The organism is Granulicatella sp. 572.rep1_STHE, assembly GCF_001073445.1.
GTDB lineage: Bacteria > Bacillota > Bacilli > Lactobacillales > Aerococcaceae > Granulicatella > Granulicatella adiacens.
On record NZ_JVBO01000008.1, the window covers coordinates 32266 to 53876 of the forward strand.

Annotated in this window: 19 protein-coding genes and 1 tRNA gene; 5 read left to right on the forward strand and 15 right to left on the reverse strand. The window is 38.7% G+C overall.

Annotation, left to right across the window (positions count from 1 at the left end):
- Positions 1 to 60: 60 nt before the first annotated feature.
- Positions 61 to 3414 carry a DNA polymerase III subunit alpha gene (locus ADH99_RS00350; protein ID WP_049554450.1) on the reverse strand — a complete coding sequence of 1118 codons (3354 nt, stop codon included), beginning with the start codon at positions 3412 to 3414 and terminating at the stop codon, positions 61 to 63.
- Positions 3415 to 3553: 139 nt separating this feature from the next.
- On the opposite strand from ADH99_RS00350, the gene ADH99_RS00355 reads away from it, so the two are divergent.
- Entirely contained in the window at positions 3554 to 3736 is a 183-nt protein-coding gene (locus ADH99_RS00355; RefSeq protein ID WP_049554449.1) for a YjzD family protein, read from the forward strand.
- 303 nt (positions 3737 to 4039) lie between these two features.
- On the opposite strand, the gene queA is transcribed toward ADH99_RS00355, so the two are convergent.
- The 4 genes from queA to ADH99_RS00375 form a co-directional block, all read right to left on the reverse strand.
- On the reverse strand, positions 4040 to 5077 hold the full coding sequence (gene queA / locus ADH99_RS00360; RefSeq protein WP_049554448.1) for a tRNA preQ1(34) S-adenosylmethionine ribosyltransferase-isomerase QueA: 1038 nt from the start codon (positions 5075 to 5077) through the stop codon (positions 4040 to 4042).
- A gap of 14 nt (positions 5078 to 5091) precedes the next feature.
- Positions 5092 to 6099 carry a Holliday junction branch migration DNA helicase RuvB gene (gene ruvB, locus ADH99_RS00365; protein ID WP_049554447.1) on the reverse strand — a complete coding sequence of 336 codons (1008 nt, stop codon included), beginning with the start codon at positions 6097 to 6099 and terminating at the stop codon, positions 5092 to 5094.
- A 12-nt stretch (positions 6100 to 6111) separates the two neighbouring features.
- The gene (ruvA, locus tag ADH99_RS00370; RefSeq protein WP_049554446.1) at positions 6112 to 6699 is read right to left on the reverse strand and encodes a Holliday junction branch migration protein RuvA; all 588 of its coding nucleotides are present in this window, start codon (positions 6697 to 6699) and stop codon (positions 6112 to 6114) included.
- A 143-nt stretch (positions 6700 to 6842) separates the two neighbouring features.
- Positions 6843 to 7382, reverse strand: a complete 540-nt coding sequence (locus ADH99_RS00375) for an NADPH-dependent FMN reductase (protein WP_049554445.1) — start codon at positions 7380 to 7382, stop codon at positions 6843 to 6845.
- A 430-nt stretch (positions 7383 to 7812) separates the two neighbouring features.
- Between ADH99_RS00375 and ADH99_RS00380 the strand changes: the two genes are divergently transcribed.
- Positions 7813 to 7998, forward strand: a complete 186-nt coding sequence (locus ADH99_RS00380; RefSeq protein ID WP_005605744.1) for a PspC domain-containing protein — start codon at positions 7813 to 7815, stop codon at positions 7996 to 7998.
- 347 nt (positions 7999 to 8345) lie between these two features.
- Here ADH99_RS00380 and pta read toward each other — a convergent pair whose 3' ends face one another.
- A complete protein-coding gene (pta, locus tag ADH99_RS00385) occupies positions 8346 to 9335 on the reverse strand; it encodes a phosphate acetyltransferase (RefSeq protein WP_049554444.1) in 990 nt (329 codons plus the stop codon).
- A 209-nt stretch (positions 9336 to 9544) separates the two neighbouring features.
- Between pta and ADH99_RS00390 the strand changes: the two genes are divergently transcribed.
- From ADH99_RS00390 to ADH99_RS00400, 3 genes are all read left to right on the forward strand, one after another.
- On the forward strand, positions 9545 to 10315 hold the full coding sequence (locus tag ADH99_RS00390) for a threonine/serine ThrE exporter family protein (RefSeq protein WP_049554443.1): 771 nt from the start codon (positions 9545 to 9547) through the stop codon (positions 10313 to 10315).
- Positions 10312 to 10755: a threonine/serine exporter family protein gene (locus tag ADH99_RS00395; RefSeq protein WP_005605748.1), complete on the forward strand. Its 444-nt coding sequence runs from the start codon at positions 10312 to 10314 to the stop codon at positions 10753 to 10755. Before ADH99_RS00390 ends, ADH99_RS00395 begins: the two co-directional genes overlap by 4 nt.
- 434 nt (positions 10756 to 11189) lie before the next feature.
- Positions 11190 to 11263 (forward strand) — tRNA-Arg (locus tag ADH99_RS00400).
- Positions 11264 to 11306: 43 nt separating this feature from the next.
- Here the strand turns inward: ADH99_RS00400 and ADH99_RS00405 are convergent.
- From ADH99_RS00405 to ADH99_RS00445, 9 genes are all read right to left on the reverse strand, one after another.
- Positions 11307 to 12014 (reverse strand): alpha/beta hydrolase, encoded by a 708-nt coding sequence (locus ADH99_RS00405; RefSeq protein ID WP_049554442.1) that lies wholly within the window; start codon positions 12012 to 12014, stop codon positions 11307 to 11309.
- Positions 12015 to 12132: 118 nt separating this feature from the next.
- On the reverse strand, positions 12133 to 13137 hold the full coding sequence (locus ADH99_RS00410) for a sugar kinase (protein WP_049554441.1): 1005 nt from the start codon (positions 13135 to 13137) through the stop codon (positions 12133 to 12135).
- 78 nt (positions 13138 to 13215) lie between these two features.
- Complete coding sequence (locus tag ADH99_RS00415) at positions 13216 to 14055, reverse strand: SDR family oxidoreductase (RefSeq protein WP_049554440.1); 840 nt, start codon at positions 14053 to 14055, stop codon at positions 13216 to 13218.
- A gap of 10 nt (positions 14056 to 14065) precedes the next feature.
- Positions 14066 to 15118 (reverse strand): mannonate dehydratase, encoded by a 1053-nt coding sequence (gene uxuA, locus ADH99_RS00420; protein WP_049554439.1) that lies wholly within the window; start codon positions 15116 to 15118, stop codon positions 14066 to 14068.
- 13 nt (positions 15119 to 15131) lie between these two features.
- The gene (uxaC, locus tag ADH99_RS00425) at positions 15132 to 16535 is read right to left on the reverse strand and encodes a glucuronate isomerase (RefSeq protein ID WP_049554438.1); all 1404 of its coding nucleotides are present in this window, start codon (positions 16533 to 16535) and stop codon (positions 15132 to 15134) included.
- A 2-nt stretch (positions 16536 to 16537) separates the two neighbouring features.
- Positions 16538 to 17167 carry a bifunctional 4-hydroxy-2-oxoglutarate aldolase/2-dehydro-3-deoxy-phosphogluconate aldolase gene (locus ADH99_RS00430; protein WP_049554437.1) on the reverse strand — a complete coding sequence of 210 codons (630 nt, stop codon included), beginning with the start codon at positions 17165 to 17167 and terminating at the stop codon, positions 16538 to 16540.
- A gap of 117 nt (positions 17168 to 17284) precedes the next feature.
- Complete coding sequence (locus ADH99_RS00435; RefSeq protein ID WP_049554436.1) at positions 17285 to 17965, reverse strand: FadR/GntR family transcriptional regulator; 681 nt, start codon at positions 17963 to 17965, stop codon at positions 17285 to 17287.
- 91 nt (positions 17966 to 18056) lie between these two features.
- The gene (gene uidA / locus ADH99_RS00440; RefSeq protein WP_049554435.1) at positions 18057 to 19859 is read right to left on the reverse strand and encodes a beta-glucuronidase; all 1803 of its coding nucleotides are present in this window, start codon (positions 19857 to 19859) and stop codon (positions 18057 to 18059) included.
- Positions 19860 to 19874: 15 nt separating this feature from the next.
- Positions 19875 to 21599 (reverse strand): glycoside hydrolase family 3 protein, encoded by a 1725-nt coding sequence (locus ADH99_RS00445; protein WP_049554434.1) that lies wholly within the window; start codon positions 21597 to 21599, stop codon positions 19875 to 19877.
- Positions 21600 to 21611: the final 12 nt, after the last annotated feature.

Below are 21611 nucleotides of genomic sequence, written 5' to 3' on the forward strand. Positions count from 1 at the left end.
CCCATTTGTTCTCATTTTATCACTTTTTAGAACAAATGTCTTTCATTTTCATAAACTTTTTCATTTTACAATTTTTATACATTCTTTATCTAAAATGTCGATAAGACTAGGTATTAGCTTTGACTCAAGATTTACACCGTTTGCAAAAGAATTCTTTACAAGCGTCTTACTATTCACAAGGAATAATTCAACAGGTGTCACTCCTTTATATTTGGTCACGAGTTGTTTGATTTCCGTGTATACTTCTGGAGTATGTTTTTCTGGACGAATCGCAATTTGCAACTTTTTAGATGAATCAGTTAGCAACTTATCAGCAAAACTCATAGGATACATACGATTTAACTGCAATTGCCATTGTCCTTTTTGTCCTCTCTTCACACGACCTTCCATAAGGACCATCGTATTTTGTTGAAGATGCTGATAGATTTCAGCAAGTGTTGATGGAAAGACAACTACATCGATCATCCCAGACGCATCTTGAAGTGTGACATACGCCATTTGCTCTCCTTTACGAGTGGAGATTTTACGAATGTCCACAATCAATCCTACAAAACGCATATATCCTTCTTCAAAAACAGTTTGAATGGCTTGAATCCATCCACTCTTCAAAAGAGGATCGTATTTCGAGGAAGGATGTGGCGAAACTGAAAATCCTAGCACTTCGATTTCTTCTCCAATGCGTTGGAGGAGCGGCTCTTCTTCTACATGAGTGAAGGCTACTTCTAAGTCATCCTCAAGTGATAAATTCAATCCATGGAATTTCACACTTTTAGCAACAGCATCCACATTCGCCTTCAGCGTCGCCCGTGTTTCACCAAACTCATCAAAGGCTCCCGCATTAATTAACGCTATTAAAAGTGGTTCTTTTGTATATTGAGCACCCATTCGATATGCAAAGTCTTGGAACCCTTTGAACGGTCCATACTCATAACGGTTCTTCACGATACTTTCAACAAAGTCTCGTCTAATTCCTTTAATACTGTTGAGACCGACAATAACACCACTATCGTTCGCTACGAAATCAGCAAAACTATTATTGATACTTGGTGGCAATATTTTAATCCCTAATTGACGCGCTTCTACAAGATAGTCTTGTAACTTCGATGATTTCGCACTCGCGTTTTGGAACAAGGCTGTAAAGAACGCTGTAGGATAGTTTGCCTTTAAGTACGCCAATTGATAAGACAGCATCGCATAAGCTACTGCGTGTGATTTATTAAATCCATAGTTGGCAAACTTTTCAATGTAGTCGTAGACCGTCTCGGCATCTTCTTGTTTGTATCCTTTTGAAACGGCGCCTTGCACAAATTTTTCTTTTTGTGCAGCGATAGTTTCACTATTCTTCTTACCAATCGCACGACGTAAAATATCCGCTTCTCCTAAAGAAAAACCAGCCATTTCACTTGCAGCTTGCATAACTTGTTCTTGGTAGACCAAAATACCATAGGTTGGTTCAAGAATCCTTTGAAGAGATGCATGCGGATACTGAACGATTTCTGTTCCTTTTTTACGATTAATAAAATGAGAAATTTGCTCCATTGGTCCTGGACGGTACAACGAGAGTACTGCCACTAAATCTTCGAATTCAGTTGGTTTCATTTCCTTCAAAACACGGCGAATACCGTCTGACTCGAATTGAAAAATCCCGTTCGTCTGTGCTTTTTGGAAGAGTTCAAACGTACGAGGGTCGTCTAGAGGAATCTTCGTAATATCCAATTCTTTTTTCGTAATCTTTTGAGTTTGTTGGATTGCCTTATGCAGCAATGTCAGGTTACTTAACCCAAGTAAGTCCATCTTGAGAAGACCCACTTTTTCAACAGCCTGCATCGCATACTGCGTTAGCATCCAATCTGCTTCCTGAAATGACGCCAAATACCCTTTGTCTCGTTTCATTAAAGGAACTGTCTTTGTCAAATCTTCTTGCGATAATACAACACCTGCAGCATGGACTGATGAATGACGAGGAAGACCTTCCAGAGCTCTGGCCACTTGGTATAGTTTGCGATTGCGCTCGCTACTTTCCACATGTTCTCGAAATGCTTTATTTTCTTTATAGGTCTGCTCTAATGTTACTTTCCCTTGAGCGATATTATTTGAAAACTTCTGAACTGTAATGATGTTTTCGCCAAAGACTTTACATACATCACGTATCACTTGTTTCGCTCCAAGCGTACCAAATGTCACGATTTGTGCTACATTTTGATTTCCATATTTTGAAACGATATATGCTAAAATATCTTCACGCTTATCATCAGGAAAATCCAAGTCGATATCAGGCATTGTATAACGTTCACGGTTTAAGAAACGTTCAAATAGCAAGTGATAACGAATCGGATCAACACCTGTAATATGTAAGAGATACGCTACAAGTGAACCTGCCGCAGATCCACGACCAGCTCCGGTTTGAATGCCTTTCTCGCGCGCTTGACGCATAATATCCCAAACGATTAGGAAGTAATCATCAAATCCCATTTCATGAATAACAGCCAACTCTTCTTTAAGACGGTTCACATAAACAGGTGTCGTTACCCCCATCTCCAGCATAGCAGCCTCACATAATTCATAAAGGAACTCTGCACTCGTCTTCCCACCTGGAACTGGGAATTTAGGGAGCATGGTGTCTCTTAGAGGAATCTCTACCACTAAATCTTTTGTAAACTTTTCTAAGTTAGAAAGAAGCACTCCACCTTCTACCACTTGGAACACCTTCGCCATCGAAGTCGCTTCTGGTAAAGATTCACTCCCTGATGCATCTTCTTGAGTAAACGAGAGAGTTTCCCCTAGTCGAATCGCTTGTAAAACCTTCCAAGGGAAATAATCAGTTGTATTTAAATAACGAGAGACGCTAAAGGCAACTGGAATCACACCAGCAGCTTCAATCCCTTCACGCATTGTGTCGAACTCACCGCGTTCAACCATTTCACGAGTAATCCCTACAGCAATCTCAACGCCAGCATACTCTTCCTTCACAGCTCCTAGAACTGCTTCAAGTCTGCCCTTAGAATGCGCCGCAACCCACTCACTATCCATTGGGGGAAGAACGATTTTCACATCCTCGCTATGAGTGGCAATCCACTCCGTCATCTCCTTTGTCCAAGTAAGCCCTTGTTGATAAAGGGTTGAAAGTTTCAGGAGGGATTCGTACCCCTTAGCGCCTTTTGCATAGACGATGAGCATTTCTTTTCTAGAAGCATCACTCTTCCAGGCAACCTCGAATGTACATCCTAGAATCGGTTGAATTCCATTTTGAATACAGCGCTCATAAAACTCCACTGCGCCGTGCAATACACCATCATCTGTTAGGGCCAATTGTTTATAACCTAATAATTTTCCAGTCGCAACATATTCATTTAAACGAATCGTGCTCTTGAGTAATGAATAGCTACTGAATACTTGTAAAGTTGTAAACGGCATAAGGTTCCTCCTCTCATATTTGTCGTCTTATTATAGCATATCTTCCCCATTCGCGCTCCCTTTTGGAAAGTTTTTCAACCCATCTATTGTCAAAAGAATCTCCCTTGTACTATAATGAGAAGTGAAAGAAGGGTTGTCCGTGAAATATATTGTTACCATCGTATGGGGATTGATACTTAGCCAAGTTACTTACTATTTAGGAAGTGCACTCTCTCAAACACCTTACAACGTACAAAGTGCCGTAACCGTAGGAGTACTCGTAACCACAGCTATCTTTATCATCCAACACGTATTTATGAAATCAAAAGAAAACAGAAGTTAAGAGTTGAACCTTAACTTCTGTTTTTTTATTTTATAAGCACACACTAAGAATGTCTCTCTCCTTTTAGCAATGTTCTGTATAAATCGCACAAAAGGACCGTGGGCAAATGAAGAAGCATAGGGATTCTATGGTAGAAGTAATAGCGATTAGTAATCGATGTGAATTACTGACTCTGGAAATTCATTTCCTAGAGTCAGTTTGAAGCTCGGTAGGATTGAGACAAAAGGCTCAATCCGATACAGCTATTATCTCTACCATGAAGAGTTCCCTATGGTTCGTAGTTAGACCGAAGGTCTTTTTCCTTTATTTATGCACAAACATTGCATCGCCAAAACTAAAGAAGCGGTAACGTTCTTCGATGGCGTGCTGATAGGCTTCTAGTGTGAATTCACGACCAAGATAAGCACTGACAAGCATCACAAGCGTTGATTTTGGTAAGTGGAAATTCGTCACAAATGCATCCACCACACGGAACTCATACCCAGGAGAGATGAAAATATCCGTCCATCCACTCGCAGGCACCACATGCCCATCGTTGTCTCTAGCAACCGTTTCTAACGTACGAATCGAAGTCGTCCCAACAGCAATCACTCGTTTACCAGCTTTTTTAGTCGCTTCAATCATATCCGCAGTTTCTTTTGACACATTATAATACTCTGAATGCATCTTGTGGTCTTCAAGAGAATCCACAGAAACAGGTCTAAACGTTCCTAGACCAACATGCAGCGTTACTGGAACAATATTCACGCCCTTCTCACGGATTTTTTGCATTAATTCTTCCGTAAAGTGCAAGCCAGCTGTAGGTGCTGCTGCAGATCCATTTTCTTTAGCATAAACGGTTTGATAACGTTCTTTATCTTCTAAACGCTCTTTAATATAAGGTGGTAAAGGCATTTCCCCAAGAGATTCCAACACTTCTAGGAATACTCCTTCGTATGAAAACTCGATGATACGTCCACCTTGTTCTAATTCTTCGACAACCGTTGCTTTAAGTCGGCCATCTCCAAAAGAAACAACACTACCCACTTTCATACGTTTGGCAGGTTTTACAAGTGTTTCCCACTTGTCACCTTCCGTATTCGTTAATAGTAAGGCCTCAATATGAGCTCCTGTTTCTTCTTTTGTTCCATAAAGACGAGCTGGAAGTACACGTGTGTTATTCACAACAAGTGTATCTCCTTCTTCTAATTCATCTAGTAAATCAGAAAAATGTTTATCTTCAATGCTATGTGTTGTTTTATCCACCACTAATAAACGTGAAGACGTACGGTCTTTCAATGGAGTTTGAGCGATTAATTCTTCGGGTAAATCGAAGTCGAAATCTTTCGTTGTATAGTTCATTTCTATTTCCTTCCTTACGCTAAAGGATATAAGCGCCCTAAGTGAGCATATCCTTCCGGCGTCACCACACGACCGCGTGATGTCCGTTTTAAAAATCCAATTTGTAATAAATAAGGTTCATACATATCTTCAATGGTTTCCGCATCTTCTGAAATATTCGCCGCAATGGCACCAAGCCCAACAGGACCACCATCGTATAAATCGATCATCGCCGTTAATAATTTACGGTCAATATGATCTAACCCTTTAGCATCTACTCGCAAGACTTTTAGGGCTTGTTGCGTAATTTCTTTTGAAATCATCCCTTCTTCGTATACTTGAGAAAAGTCACGTACACGCTTTAAGAGACGATTGGCAATACGCGGTGTCCCGCGAGAACGAAGCGCAATCTCAAGAGCGGCTTCATCCTTAATTTCACTATCAAAGACATTTGCACTGCGTTTAACAATCTCAGACAGAGAAGCCTCATCGTAGTATTCCATATGTTCTACGATCCCGAAACGGTCACGAAGCGGTGCAGAAAGTGCCCCTGCACGAGTTGTTGCTCCAATCAACGTAAACGGCGGCAATGGAAAATGCACCGGATGCGCAGTTGGCCCTTGTCCGACTACGATATCCACAAAGAAATCTTCCATCGCTGAATACAGCATCTCTTCCACTACACGTGGCAATCGGTGAATCTCGTCGATAAATAAAACATCTCCTGCTTCTAAGTCGTTTAAAAGAGCGACTAAGTCTCCTGGGCGTTCAATCGCTGGCCCACTGGTTGTCTTAATACCAACTTCTAATTCATTAGCAATGACCATCGCAAGTGTCGTCTTCCCAAGCCCCGGAGGTCCGTATAGTAACACGTGGTCCAAGGCTTCAGAACGACTACGCGCCGCTTGAATATAAATGGCAAGTTCTTCTTTTACTTTTTGTTGCCCGATATATTGTTGTAACGTCTGTGGTCTTAGTGATAACTCGTCTTGTACTTCCACTTCGTCAGGCGGGTTTTGGTCAATAAAACGTTCTTCTTCCACGATAATCCTCCATTATTTCATCAATAGTTTAAAGGCCACTTTTAATGCCTCTTGCGTCGTACTTGGAGCAGCAGCTTCCAGTGACTTCCAAATCTTTGTAATTTCTTTTGCAGAATACCCAAGGCCCAGTAATGCTTCTTTCGCTTCCTCAAGAGTGGCTTGGTTCGTTGAAACGACTGCTTTCGTTGTTTCCTCTGGTAGTGCTTCAAACTTCCCTTTCAAGTCAAGAATAATTTGTTGCGCTGTTTTCTTCCCAACTCCTGGGAATTTCGTTAAATAAGTGACATTCCCACTTTCTACAGCGTTCACGAATCCTTCTGTATCGTCATTTGCTAAAATACTCATCGCACTCTTTGGACCAATACCAGAAACACTAATTAATCGTTGGAATAATTCGCGTTCTTCGCTTGAGATAAATCCGTATAATGTAATCGAATCCTCACGAACAACTTGTTGTACTAAAACTTTAATTTGTTTTTTTAGAGAATCTTGCAAGCGGTATGGGTTTGCAAATACCACTTGATACCCTACGCCATGCACATCGATAACAATAGCTGTTGGTAAGATATGCGCTAACTCACCATTTAAATATTCATACATGAATAATACTCCTTTTTATGTCTATATCAGTACAATTCTAGCATAACAGGAAGGTCTAGGGCAAATGTCTGTTCGTATACTGTTCAAAAAAAGCAGCCTCCTTCAAAGAGAGACTGCTTCCTTAATTTAAGTTTGAAATTTAATTATGCATTTAATAATGCTTCAGCTTGTTTTTCAAGTCCTGCTACTACTTCATCGCTTAATGTAACAACACCAGTTCCCCAGGCTTCTGGGTTAATTGTTGCAGCTGTGAAATCACCTACTACTTGCATGCGTACAAATGGTAATAATGATTGATATGAAGCGAATAATTGATCATGCCCAGCTGCTGCTAATGCAGATACTGTTACTACTTTATCTTGTAAAATAGAAGGTCCACTTGGGTTTGATAAATCTAGAGCACGACTCATCCAGTCAATTAAGTTTTTCACTGTTCCTGGAATAGCAAAGTTATACACTGGTGAGAAAATCCAAATAGCATCTGCTTTACCGATAGCATCGCGTGCTGCTTGTACTTCAGGTAATACTGGAGTTTCTAAATCTTGGTTCATTAATGGAAGGTTTGAGTAGTCTAAGTATGATACTGTTGCTTTTCCTTCTAAAAGTTGTTCTGCTTTTTTAGCCATTTGGTGGTTAAAACTTCCTTTACGTAAGCTTCCTACTACAAATAAAATGTTTTTCATATTAAATTCTTAAATTCCTCATTTCTTTTTCGTTGTTTTTCCAAGAAAGCGACGTCTTCTCTCTTGGCTTAATTAAAGATTATCATCACTTAAATATTAAAGCAATTTATTTGCTCATAAAAAATTATTATAAATTTAGAACCTCTAACAATGAACCAGAACCCTTGCTATCAAGAGATTTCTCAAATAGAAATCTAATAAATAATCTTTCGGATGAGATATATTATTTAATAATAAAGTATATAAATTTACTCCATTCTCATAATAAGAACATCAGCCGGAATATGAATATTTTGTGAAATTCACCGAAAATTCATATCTGTTTTTGAAAGAATCTAGTTCTTTCCGTGAAATGTAGTAAAACTAATTGTCTTCCATAAATAGCCTACGATACATTTAATATAATCTTAACAATTAGGAGTGATTTCATTTGGAAAAACGTTTAACACGTAATGTAAAAGAAAAGAAAATTATGGGAGTTTGTGCTGGTGTAGCTGATTACTATGGTATCGATGTTTCATTAGTTCGTATCGGCTGGGCAATATCTGTCTTAGCTGCAGGAACTGGAGCTTTAGCATACGCAGTTTTATCATTTGTACTTCCTGAAGGTGAATAATCGTTTTAAGTAAAAAAGCAGGTTTTAAACCTGCTTTTTTTGTGCTTTAGAAATATTCTATCTTCTTTTATGTAGTTGAGTTCGCCATCGCAGAAATCGCGAAGTCTCGCACCGCTCAGTAGCTTATTGATGTTCTCTTCATCACCTGTGATTCGGGAATATCTAATAAGCCTATATAAATAGAAAAACGACTCGCGATGCGAGTCGTTTTTGTCTTCTGTCTTTCTCTTGAAATCGGGCTCCAAAGTGCAAAAGCTCAAGCCTTTCTCACTTTGTCCGCACGACTATACTAGTCGCTTACGGCAAAGTTCGAACCGTCATCGCTTTTGAGCGCGCTTTGTCGCACCTTAGTTTTCCATCAACGCTTGGTTAGCTGTGATAATAGCTAGTTTGTAGACGTCTTCTTCGTTACATCCACGTGATAAGTCAGAGATTGGTTTGTTTAATCCTTGTAAGATTGGTCCGATTGCTTCGAAGTTACCGAAACGTTGTGCAATTTTGTATCCGATGTTACCTGATTGGATTTCTGGGAATACGAATACAGTTGCTTGTCCAGCTACTGGTGAGTCTGGAGCTTTTTGTTTACCAACGCTTGGTACGAATGCAGCATCGAATTGTAATTCTCCGTCGATGTTGTAGTTTGGAGCTAATTCTTGAGCGATTTTAGTTGCTTCAGCTACTTTTAATGCTTCTTCAGATTTAGCAGAACCTTTAGTTGAGAAACTTAACATTGCAACGTTTGGTTCAATACCGAATAATTCAGCTGTTTTAGCAGATTCTACTGCGATTTCAGCTAATTCTTGTGCGTTAGGGTTAATGTTGATTGCGCAGTCTGAGAATAAGTATTTCTTAGATTTGTCGCTGTTGATCATAATGAACGCACCACTTGTACGAGATACTCCTGGTTTTGTTTTGATGATTTGTAATGCTGGACGTACAGTGTCCCCTGTTGAGTGAACCGCACCAGATACTAATCCGTCTGCTAAGCCCATGTATACCATCATTGTTCCGAAGTAAGTTACGTCACGTAATAATTTTTGCGCATCTTCTTCAGATACTTTACCGTTACGACGTGCTACAAAACTTGCTACCATTTCAGCATATTTATCGTCCGCATAAGTTTCAGGATCGATAATTTCTAAATGAGAAATGTTAAATCCACGAGCTTCTGCTACTTCATTAATAGCATCTACATTTCCAAGTAAGATTGGTTGGCAAAGTCCATCAGCTAATAAACGAACTGCTGCACCGATAATTCTTGGTTCATCTCCTTCTGGAAATACGATTTTAACGTCTTTCCCTTTCAATTTAAGTGATAATTCTTCAAATAATTCCACGGATATCCCTCCAAAAATTTGCTATCTTAATAATACACTAAATACTTTTAAAAAAACAGTACAATGTTAAAACAATCATCAAAAAAACAGCTGTACTAATTTGTAAGCAATATGAAAATAGTACAGTTTCATTTCATAAAAATTTCTACTTAGCAAAACACCGCTAGTATGCTATACTTAGAGAGTGTTTTAGTAAGGAGGAAGGCTTTGTGCGATCATATGCAAAAAAATTAATGGATACCGCTATTCTGGCTGGTCAAATCATGCTTGAATGCAATGCGGAATCGTATCGCGTGGAAGAAACAATGAACTATATTCTCTCCACTTCAAACTTTGAAACTTGCGAAGCCTTCGCAATGGCGACTGGAATCTTTGCAACGCTCGATGATGACTGCATCGATTCTATTACAGAAATCCGCCGTGTTCCAAATCGTGACACAAATTTAAATCGTATCTATAAAGTTAACGCCATTTCTCGTCAATTAGTGACAAAAGAAATCGACCTTGATACGGCTTATCAACGATTACAAGATTTAAAAGAATCCGAATATCCACAGTGGTTAAAAGACTTAGGCCTTATTCTGATGTGTGGGTTCTACGCTGCTCTATTTGGAGCAACGCCAATTGAACTCGTCATTGCATCCGTAGCAGCGATTATCATGCCATTTGTTTATAAGTTAGATCCGAAATTAAAATTAGGAACATTCGTGTTGAACCTCATCTCGATTATTCCTGCGATTGTCATTATCATTTTGATTCAGAAACATTTCGTTCCGGACGCTCGAATCGGCATCTCCATTGTAGGATTAATCATGCCGGCCGTTCCTGGAACCGCCATTACAAATGCCATTCGCGATACATTACGCGGAGACTACAACTCAGGAGCAGCCCGGGCAATTGAAGCGTTTGTGACGGCTCTTTCCGTCGCTATTGCTGTTGCTTTGGGACTCGTCTTAGCAGGAGGTGCAAATCCCTTATGATTTATCAAGTGATTAGTGCTCTCATCGCTGTCTACTTCAGTTGTATTGTCTTTGAAGCACCAAAACGACTCCTCATTCATATTTCGATTATTGGAGGCATTGGTTGGTTTGTATATCTCTTCTTCTTGGATAGTTCTGGATTACAACTAGCTACTTACTATAGCGGCCTTACAATTGCGTTTTTATCGCACTTAGCAGCACGCTATTTTAAAGCTCCCGTAACGGTATTCTTTATCCCTGGATTTTTCCCACTCGTTCCTGGTGCAGGCATGTATCGTACCGTATACGCCTTCTTTGTAGGAGATGTTGAAAAAGGAAAATTCTTCTTCGGTCAAACAATGATTACTGCCGGGATGATTGCACTTGCTATCTTTACGGTCGATTCGATTTTCCGTCTGTATTCGCATTGGCAATCTTCACGCCGTCAATCAGCAAACTAAATAAACCTTAAAAACTGCCAAAATTTTTTGGCGGTTTTTTTATACATAAACCGAAGATTTAGAGATTAAATTCATTGCTATTAAAAACTTTAGATTCCGTCCCTTTGGGATATCTTCATGGTAGGGATAAGAGCTTTACCGGTTCGAGCCGATGTCTCTCACCTACTGAGCCTCAATGAGTCTCTACGGAATAAATTCCTAGAGTCTCATATTCGCATCAGTTACGAAACGCTCTTACTCCCACCATAGAATCCCAAGGGACTCCATCTTTTTTCATAAAATCTGTGGTCTCTAAACCTTCTTGTTTAAAGACATAATTGAGTTTTATTATTTAAATCTGCTTTGCGGATGAAGATTGTCATTCCTCATTTTGTTAAGAAAAAGTGACTGTGTATGGACAGATTGCAGGTTCTGTGGTTCAATAAATGTATCAGGGTGTCATAGCTCAGTTGGATAGAGCAAGCGTTTCCTAAACGCTAGGTCGGGGGTTCGAGACCCTTTGACACCGCTAGAAAAAAATCCACTGGTTAAACCAGTGGATTTTTTGTTCATTATCTACAATTCTCTTCTACCCATTCAATAGCACGCCAGGCACGTCCTGGAATATCATTTCCATGATTTCCCACTTCCAACGTAAACTGGAAATCACCTGCTTGAAATTTCGGCTCATAAAAATCTTTTAATGCTATCGTATTTAGAGTTTGGTCTGCTGTTAAATTCGTCGCAGTCGTTCCTTCTTGGTCTCCCACACTCATGTATAATTTTGGATGAGCGGCTTTAAAAGGATGTTCTTTTAAATAGTCCAGAAAATCAGGAAACCACAGCGATGAAGAACAGCTGAGGGCGGTCCCAAATAAATTAGTGTTCACCGCTGCGTACAGGCTGAATAATCCACCTAGCGAATAACCACCGATAACTCTCTTTTCTTCGCTTGAGGCAAAAGCATATTTACTCTCACAAAATGGAATAACATGTGTTGCGAAAAACGAAAGATGTTCTGCAGCTTTCCCACCGAAATCCATCGGCATGCTTTCTGACGCCTGGAGAGGCCACGGTGTATAATCATCTGTTCGATTATTTGCATTTATGAGTACAAAATTGAGTGCAGGTTGATGTTTGCGAATCCAATGATTAAAAGGTTCTTCGAATTGATCTCCATCTAAAAAATAAATGGTCGTAGCATCTTTGACATTGGAACGATAAACATATAGCTTCACTCCCTCAATTTCTTGTTGGATCCATACAGAATTTTTAACCATGGCGATTCCCTTTCTACTGCTTATTCTCCACTATTTTAACAGTTTTCCTCGCGCTTGATAAGCCCAAATGAAAAGACGTCAGAGATAAACACTGACGTCTAATTGTTGTTATATCAATTTAACGGACAATTTGTCCCGATTTTTGGTTCATAAATTCAAAGACTTCATCTTCATTGAATGGATTCCAGTCTCCAAAAACAGTATGTTTTAAGACTGAACTTGCAGTTCCAAAGTCAACAATTTGTTGGCTATCCCACCCTTTTAGAACGCCGTTTAGAATTCCTGCAGCAAAGGCATCTCCTCCACCTACTCGGTCGATGATTGGATTAATGTCATATAGTTTAGACTCTACGAATGCTCCATCTTCACCTACGAAAAATCCTTGTAATTCGTTATGATTTGTTGAAATGACATTTCGTTTTGTTGAATACAACACTTTAATATTTGGATATTTTGCTTGAATTCGTTTGTAAATTTCTTCTAGGGAAACATTTTCGTCTTCTGATGCAACTTTCAAGAAATGAATCGCATCTAATCTACCTGCAGAAAGAATATCTACATACGGTAAAATTTGTTGGAAACAAGGATAGGCTTCCTCATAACTCCAAAGCTTACTACGGTAGTTCATATCAAAACTTACACGACATCCATATTCTTTTGCCTTACAAACGACTTCAACGGTCCATGATTGCCATTTCTTCGAAAGTGCTGGCAAAATTCCAGAAATATGCAACAAATCCACACCTTTGAAAATTTTATCTAGATTCCAGCAGAGTTCGTTCACAACAGAGATACTAGAGTATAAACGATCATATGTAACGCGAGAAGCACGTCCTGCATTCCCCTGCTCTAAAAAGTATGTTCCTAATCTTCCATATTCTGTCGCAACCAAATCTGTATTGATTCCATTCATTCGTAATCTGGAACTGACAGCGTCGTTTAAAGGGTTATCTTGAGGTAGAACTGTTGCTACCGAGACATTATGACCAAAGTGAGCTAACGAAATTCCAACATTTGCTTCAGCTCCACCATAGCACACCCTAAACTCTTTTGTACTCTTTAACCGTACATCTGCTGCGGTCGATAATCTTAATAAAATTTCACCTAGAGTTATTACTTTCATCTCTATATCTCTTCTCCAATTTTCAATTGATAGATAAAGAATCGAAGCTCTCACTTCGATTCCTTTTATGTTCTTTAATTATACTCCAGAATAAGCTGCGAAACCACCATCAATTGGTAAAACTACGCCATTAACAAAGCTTGAAAGAGTTGAATCTGCAAGGAAGAATACTCCCCCTACTAATTCATTTGATTCACCAAAGCGTCCCATTGGTGTATTGCGTAAAATTTTATCCGCACGCGGAGTTGGATTTCCATTTTCATCAAATAGTAGTCTTTCATTTTGAGCAGTAACTAAGAATCCTGGGGCAATCGCGTTGCAACGGATTCCTACTTTAGAGAAGTGAACCGCTAACCATTGAGTGAAGTTACTGATCGCTGCTTTTGCTCCTGAATACGCTGGAATTTTTGTTAAAGGAGTGAATGCATTCATACTTGAAATATTGATGATGTTTGCTCCTTCTTTTCCAACCATATCTTGTGCAAAAACTTGTGTTGGTAATAATGTACCTAAATAGTTTAAGTTGAATACAAATTCAATTCCTGCTTTATCTAAGTCAAAGAATGTTTTTGTTTCGGCACTTAATCCAACTTCATGGAACTCATTATCTGTTGTTGCACGTGGGTTATTTCCTCCAGCACCGTTTACTAAAACATCTACGGTACCAAGATCCTTATTCACCGCTTCGCGAACAGCTTCTAATGATTCTTTTTCAAGTACGTTCGTTTTATATGCTTTTGCGATACCGCCTTCAGCAATAATTTCATCTGCAAATTTTTGTGCAGCTTCTTGGTTTAAGTCTAGTAAAGCTACCTTTGCGCCTTGTTTACCAAAGCTTTTTGCGAGTTCACCGCAAATTACTCCACCGGCACCGGTAATGACTACGACTTTATTTGTAAAATCAAAAAATTGTGTCATGTTTTTTCTCCTATTGTTTTGCATTTTTAGCTACGGCTTCAGCTAAACCGTGAAGGTAAGTAGCACCTAGAGCTCGGTCAAATAATCCATATCCTGGGCGACCTGTTTCTCCCCAAATCATACGACCATGGTCCGGACGGATTGGGCCTTCCCAGTTTGCATCATGAAGAGCTTTAACCACTTCATACATATCAATTGAACCGTATTCTGTTGGGTGTGCTGATTCTTCGAATGATTTGCCTTTTCCTGTTAAACGAATGTTACGAGCATGCATAAAGTTTACACGATTACGTTTCAACATTTCTTTTAACATTTCAACAGCATCGTTGTTTGGATCAGAAGCATATGAACCTACACAAACAGTTACCCCATTATTTGGGCTATCGTATAATTCTACAAATCTTACAAGATTTTCTTTGCAAGTAATAATACGAGGTAATCCAAAGATGCTATAAGGTGGATCATCAGGATGGATTGCCATTTTCACACCAGCTTCTTCTGCTGCTGGAATGACACGTTTAATGAAGTACTCTAAATGTTCCCAAAGTTTTTCTTCGTCTACTTTAGAATACTCATCCATGATAGCTTTCATTTCATCTTTTGTATAACTTGAATCCCAACCTGGCAGTGATAATTCCCCTTTTACTGGATCCATTTTCTTAGCCACTTCTTCATCGAAGATTAATGCATTAGAACCATCTGGAAGATCATACGCTAGGTCAGTTCGTGTCCAGTCAAATACCGGCATGAAGTTATAACATACGACGTTAACTCCTTCTGCTCCTAAGTTTTTAATTGTTTGAATATAGTTATCTATCAATTGATCTCTTGTCGATTTTCCAAGTTTAATATCTTCATGAACTGGAACACTTTCAATAACAGACAATTTTAATCCTGAAGCTTCAACATCTTGTTTTAATTGACGAATACGTTCACGACTCCACACTTCTCCAACTGGAACATCATAAATCGCTGTTACAATCCCTTTCATACCAGGGATTTGTCTAATATTCTCTAGAGTTACCTGATCATCATGTCCGTACCAACGGAATGTCATTTCCATTTTTATTCCTCCTTTAGTTCAATCCAAAAAATTCTTTAGCATTTTTATAGCAAATGGCTTCTAAGAACTCTGTAATTAATTTTTCATCATAAGGGATTCGACCACTTTCAATCCATTCCGTTACAAGTGAAACAAGAATTCGACGGAAGTAATCATGTCTTTGATACGATAGGAAGCTTCTTGAGTCAGTTAACATTCCTACAAAATTCCATAATAAGCTTTGATTTGCTAGTACTAGCATTTGTTCTCTCATTCCTTTTTCAGTATCCGAGAACCACCAAGCTGCACCAAATTGTAAACGTCCTTTAATTCCTTCTTCGTTTGCTTGGAAGTTGGCGAGCGTATTGGCCAAAATGTCGTTGTACGATGGATTTAAGTTATAGAAAATACATTTTGGAAGACGATTCGATTCTTCTAATGCATTTAATAATTGGTTTAAAGCCAGTGCTAGATGCGTTTGATCTCCTGTTGAATCAAATCCTGCATCTACACCAATTTCCTCAAAGTACTTACGGTTTGTATCTCGAACTGCACCAAAGTGAACTTGTGTCACTAGATGGTGTTTCTTGTACAACCCACATAAGGCAATAAACACTTCTGTTTGCCATTGTTGGATTTCTTCAAGAGTAGGTACTTCTCCACGAATCACTTTTGCAAAAATTGCATCTAGTTCTTCTTTTGAAGCTCTCTTATACAAGATTTCTCCAAAACTAATATCACTTGCTTTACATCCGTTTGCCACAAAGAATTCGATACGTTGTTCCAAAGCTTCCACAAAGCTATCAAACGAACCAACTTCTACGCCAGTTACTTCTTGTAATCTAGTCACAAAGTTAGCGAATTTTGGATGTGACACAAAGGCTTCATCCGGACGGAATGTTGGTGCAACAACTGTATCGAAAGCCGTATCTTCTGCAATCTTTTGATGCCATTCGAGCGAATCAAGTGGATTGTCAGTTGTTCCAATGAATTCCACGTTTGCACGTTTAATCAATTTTCTTGGACTCAGTTGTTCTTCTGCAATGGTTTGATTCATACGGTCATAAATCTCTTTCCAATTATCAGGCGTCACATAGTCATCAATACCAAAAACTTGTTTCAATTCTAAATGACTCCAGTGATATAAAGGATTTCCAAATGCCTTAGCCAACGTTTTAGCCCATGCTTCGAATTTTTCTTCAGGAGTTGCGTCCCCTGTAATCAAACGTTCACTCACACCATTTGCACGCATTAGGCGCCATTTATAGTGATCTCCGCCAAGCCATACTTGTACGGCATTCTCAAATGGTTTATCCTCAAAAATTTCTTGAGGAGATAAGTGACAGTGGAAATCTTCAATTGGAAGATGTTCCACTACTCTATATAAGTCTTCCGCAACCTTACTTTGTAGTAAAAAATTTTTACGATTAAAAGTCATAATTAGTCCTCCAACGCACTGACGAATTCTTTAGCAATGCGTGTTACACTTTCATATCCTTCTGTTGCCACTTTTGCACCAAGAGCGCTTCCGACACCGACTGCAACAGCACCTTTTTCTTTCCACTCTTTAATGTTTGCAAGAGATACGCCACCTGAAGGCATTAAGTTAACATTTGGGATTGGGCCATGAATATCTTTAATAAATGAAGGTCCTAAAACTCCACCAGGGAATAGTTTGATGATTTTTGCTCCACCATTCATCGCTTGCACGATTTCTGTCGTAGTTGCACAACCTGGGAAGTAATCGATATGAGCATCATGAGCGACTTTTTGAATATGCGCATCATAATGAGGACTTACTAAAAACTCTGCTCCAGCAGCAATAGCTTCTTTAGCTAATTCAACTGTCATAATCGTTCCAGCACCAATCACTACTTCTGAATTTTTTGCATAAAAAGCTTTCAATTCAGCAATTGCTTTAGAAGCCTCAGGTGTTGTATAAGTTACTTCAATATTTTTAATGCCACCCAATACTGAGTGTTTTGAAATTTCAATTGCGTCATCTGATGATTTCCCCCGAATAACTGCAAAAATATAGTTCTGTTTTAATTGTTCTAATACACTTGTCATAAGCTTTTTCTCCTTCTAGTAAAAAAATAAAAGTCATCTGTTATATCTATGATACATCAGATGACTTTTGGTGTCAATGACAATATTCGGTTGATATCGTCTATTTCATCAGACGATTTAATCATACGATAATGTTCGTCTATTATCTGCTAAATGCAGTAACATCGCGTCTCTGGCAGCGACAGCATCTCGATTTTTAATTGCTCTTACAATTTCTCTATGAGCACGAATCGTATTTGCTTTGCTTTGCTCACTTGTAAAGAAATCATTATACAACTTAATCGATTGAATAATAATTGGAATCAGTTGCTGCATCGCTACATTACGACTAGCCTCAGCAATCGCACTATGAAATTGAATATCCAGTTTAAAGTGAATATCTCCATCCGAATGAATTTCTTTTTCCAAGGCCTTTTCAAGCCTTTCTAGAACAGCCACTTCTTCATCCGTAATATGCTGCGCGGCAAGACTCGCCATCTGAGGCTCAATCAAGAAGCGTACTTCAAATAAGTCTTGTGTCAACTTCATATGATTATCGATTTCACCAAAACCTAATGGATCTATTACAGTCTCCGTTAAACTCGTAATATAAGTTCCAGAACCTTGACGTACTTCCAAGATATTCTTTGAAACTAACATTTTCACTGCTTCACGTAACGTACTACGACCCACTTCTAAATCTTGTGCCAATGTATATTCATTCGGCAACTTGTCTCCGACTTTTAAATCATTTTTTTCAAAATATTCGACAATTCTATTTGCGGTTTGTTCCACTAAAGAAACAGTTTTCTCTTTCATATCTATTCCCCATTCGTCACTTTTTCGAACCTATTCTAACAGTTCTCACTCTATAGCTCAAACCATTAGAATAGCTTTCGAAAAGTACTTACTATTTTTTGTAGTTATAGTCTGGAATAGCATTCCAACGATTTCTAAATAGTTTCACAATTGATTTTGGATTTCTATCCCTTGTGAATAATCCTTTGTGGTTTCCTTGGATACGAATTAATGCGTAACTGTTTGTTTCAAAATCCGCAAAGTTCCAAACATGTTCACCAACAAAGTTTTCGAGTTCATCAAATACTTCATGACTCATTTGATGGAATCGTTCTTGATACTCTTCTGTATATGGAACATCCCAATTTGAATGATAGCCTGGTAAAGTATCTGCACCATACTCAGTCATAATGATTGGTTTGTCTGGATATTTTTCTTGCCATTCCTTCAACTCTTTACGAAGCCCTACGCGTGCCCCTTCAATATCCCCATGGTTAAGATACCAACCATAATAACGATTCAAGCAAAGCACATCAATCAATGGAGAAATTAAATCCTGTTCTGGTGTTGCCATCATAATATTCACAACAGTTGTTGGACGTTTTTGTGGATCTAACTCTTTCACATATTTGACTAAAGGCTCGAAGTATTTATCCGCACCTTCACCAGCACCATCTGGTTCGTTCGCGACACTCCATAAAACCACACATGCATGGTTCTTATCACGGGCCACTAATTCTTTAAGTGCAAGTTTGTGATTTTCCATTGTTTGATAGAATTCCCATGTCTTAATCGGTTTAGTTCCTCCGCTATTCATACTTAGTGCAGCAGTAAAGTTTGCAAACAAACCGACTGCTGGAACTTCATCTATCACTAAGAATCCCATACGGTCTGATAAACGCATCATCTCTTCTGAATATGGATAGTGAGCCGTTCTGTATGAGTTAGCTCCCACATTCTTCATTAAATTCAAGTCCATTAAGTTTACTGCTTCGTTAAAACCACGACCATTTACATAACTATCTTCGTGTTTCCCGAATCCTTTGAAGTATACCGGTTTGTCGTTTACTAAGAACTGACCTTTTTCAACACGAACCGTACGAACTCCAAATAGTTCTTCATATTCATCTACTAACTCGTCTCCAGCAAATAACTCGACTTTTGCTGTATAAAGGTAAGCATCTAATACTTCCCAGCGACGAACATTGACTATCTCAAGTTCAGACTCTGCCTCACCCTTAGCTACCACTTCACCATCTTCATCTAAAAGTGTTACTTTTGCGGTTCCACCATTAGCAGTATGCTCTACCACTACCTTCACAGTCGCATCATTTTCATGAACATCGTAAGTAACTACAATATCTTCAATACGCGCTTTAGGAAGAACTAATAATTGAACAGGACGTTGAATCCCAGCATAGTTAAAGAAGTCGAAGTTCTCTGAAACTTTCTTCTTCACAGTACCGTCCGGTAATACTTCTTCAGAATAGTTGCCGACTGGTAAAGTTGTATGATCTAAAATATTGTTGGCACAAACACTAATCAATAATTCTTTTTCTCTTGTCAATTCTTCAGGAATACGAACTTCAAATGGTGTAAACCCACCGATATGTTCTCCTAATAATTGACCATTCACATATACTTTTGCTTGATGGGTTACAGAACCAAAACGAAGCACTAATTCTTCATCTGATTCGAAAGAAGGAACCGCAAAAGTACGCTCATACCAGTTATCTCCAATAAAATATCTTTTTTCAGATTCAACTGCTACATCATTAAATGAACTTGGTACGACCATTAAGTCTTCAGTAGAAAGTCGTGGATCCAATCCTGGGACGTATTCACCTTGCTTAAAATTCCAAATCCCATCTAACGAATAACGTTTTCTCTTTGCATTTAAAACTGGATATAACATCGACCATCCCTCTTTCTATAATTTAGCTTGCCATTTTTCTGTCCACACTAACTCGTTTGGAGTTCCTTTGAATTCAGATTTCCCTTCAAGTTTATCAATTACAGCTTTGACTGTATTCTCATTCCCATGGTATGCATTCACAAATGTTTTAACCATTGTTGCATCATGTAAATGAGTTGTAAAGTTTGTAGACACAAATACAGTTGGTGCTTCATGTACATACCAAGGCACTTCATTCGACATAGCTGTCTTCCATTGAATACGGTAGTTATTTTGTGCACCATAACCAATTACGTTTGCAACCACTAGCGCTAAATCAACTGTATCTCTATACTCTAGTGTACGTCCTTTGATACGACTATTTCCATCATTAACCATTACTTCATATCCGCGACTAGTTAATTCATCTACGAAGCGGTTTAAAACTGAATCATCATTAGCCATGATTCCACCTTTTTCACCATCTAAGTAATACAAGCGTACGCGTTTATGATCCACTGGATTAATCGGTAAGTTTTGTTGCGTATCTTTAACAAGAGTGATTCCGCGGTCAGCTGCTTGTTTTTGCCACTCTAAGTGTTCAGCACAACCAATGACTTCTAACTCTTTCTTATCTTTTAACAATGTTCCGTTTGCTTGTTTTTCAGGAAGATTTAATTTTGCTTTCAATCCTAAAATACGACGAAGAGCGTCTGTCATACGTTCTTCAGTAATGACTCCATTGTGATATCCTTTTAACATGAAGTTAAAGTCTTCTTCCATATTGTTGAAGAATAAGAACATGTCACATCCTGCAGCAATTGCTCCTGGAACATAGTCCTCGCGCCGCATCGCACTTGTCATTCCTAACATGTGGCTTGCATCTGTAATTACCATTCCGTTGAAGTCTAGTTTTTCTTTTAGTAAATCTTGAATTAGTTCTTCAGCAAGTGTTGCTGGCATTACATCTTTATCTTCAAGACATGGGCGAAGTGCTTTTTGATATTCAGGCAATGCGATATGTCCTGCCATAATCATTTCCACACCGTTGTCGATATGGTTGCGATACACTTTACCAAATGAATTTTCCCACTCTTCTACAGATAATTCATTCACACCTAAAATTAAGTGTTGGTCACGTTCTTCAGTTCCATCTCCAGGGAAGTGTTTCACACAACAAACTACTTCACGTTCTGCTTTTAATCCTTCCACGTATGCGTTCGTATATTTAATGACATCTTCAGCAGTTGTACCGTACGCACGAGTATTAACGATTGTATTCCTCCAGTTTTGTAAAATGTCCACGCATGGGTCAAAGTTTACGTTTACCCCAAGAGCAGTCTCTTCACGAGCAGATACAAGTCCTGCATGATAAGGAACCCAAGGATCGCGACTTGCTTCAGATTGCGCACCAGAAGAAATATAAGTACCACCTTTAACGGCGCCGTCACCACCTGAATCGCAGTTTGCAGCCACTAATAATGGAATTTTTGTTTGAGATTGAAGATTATTAATCAACCCTTGAACATCTTCTGGGCTACCGTTCATATATCGGACACCACCGATATGGTATTTTTCAAGAATTTCTTTGTTGCTTAAGTTATTTCCACTAAAAGCATCTCCTCCGAAGAAGAATAAGTTTGTAAATAATTGTCCTACTTTCTCTTCATCTGTCATGCCTTTAATTGTTGACTCCACCCATTCAATTTGACTTGGATTCAAGTTATAAGGTTTTTTTGATAAATCTACTAATCTTGCCATTTTACTTCCTCC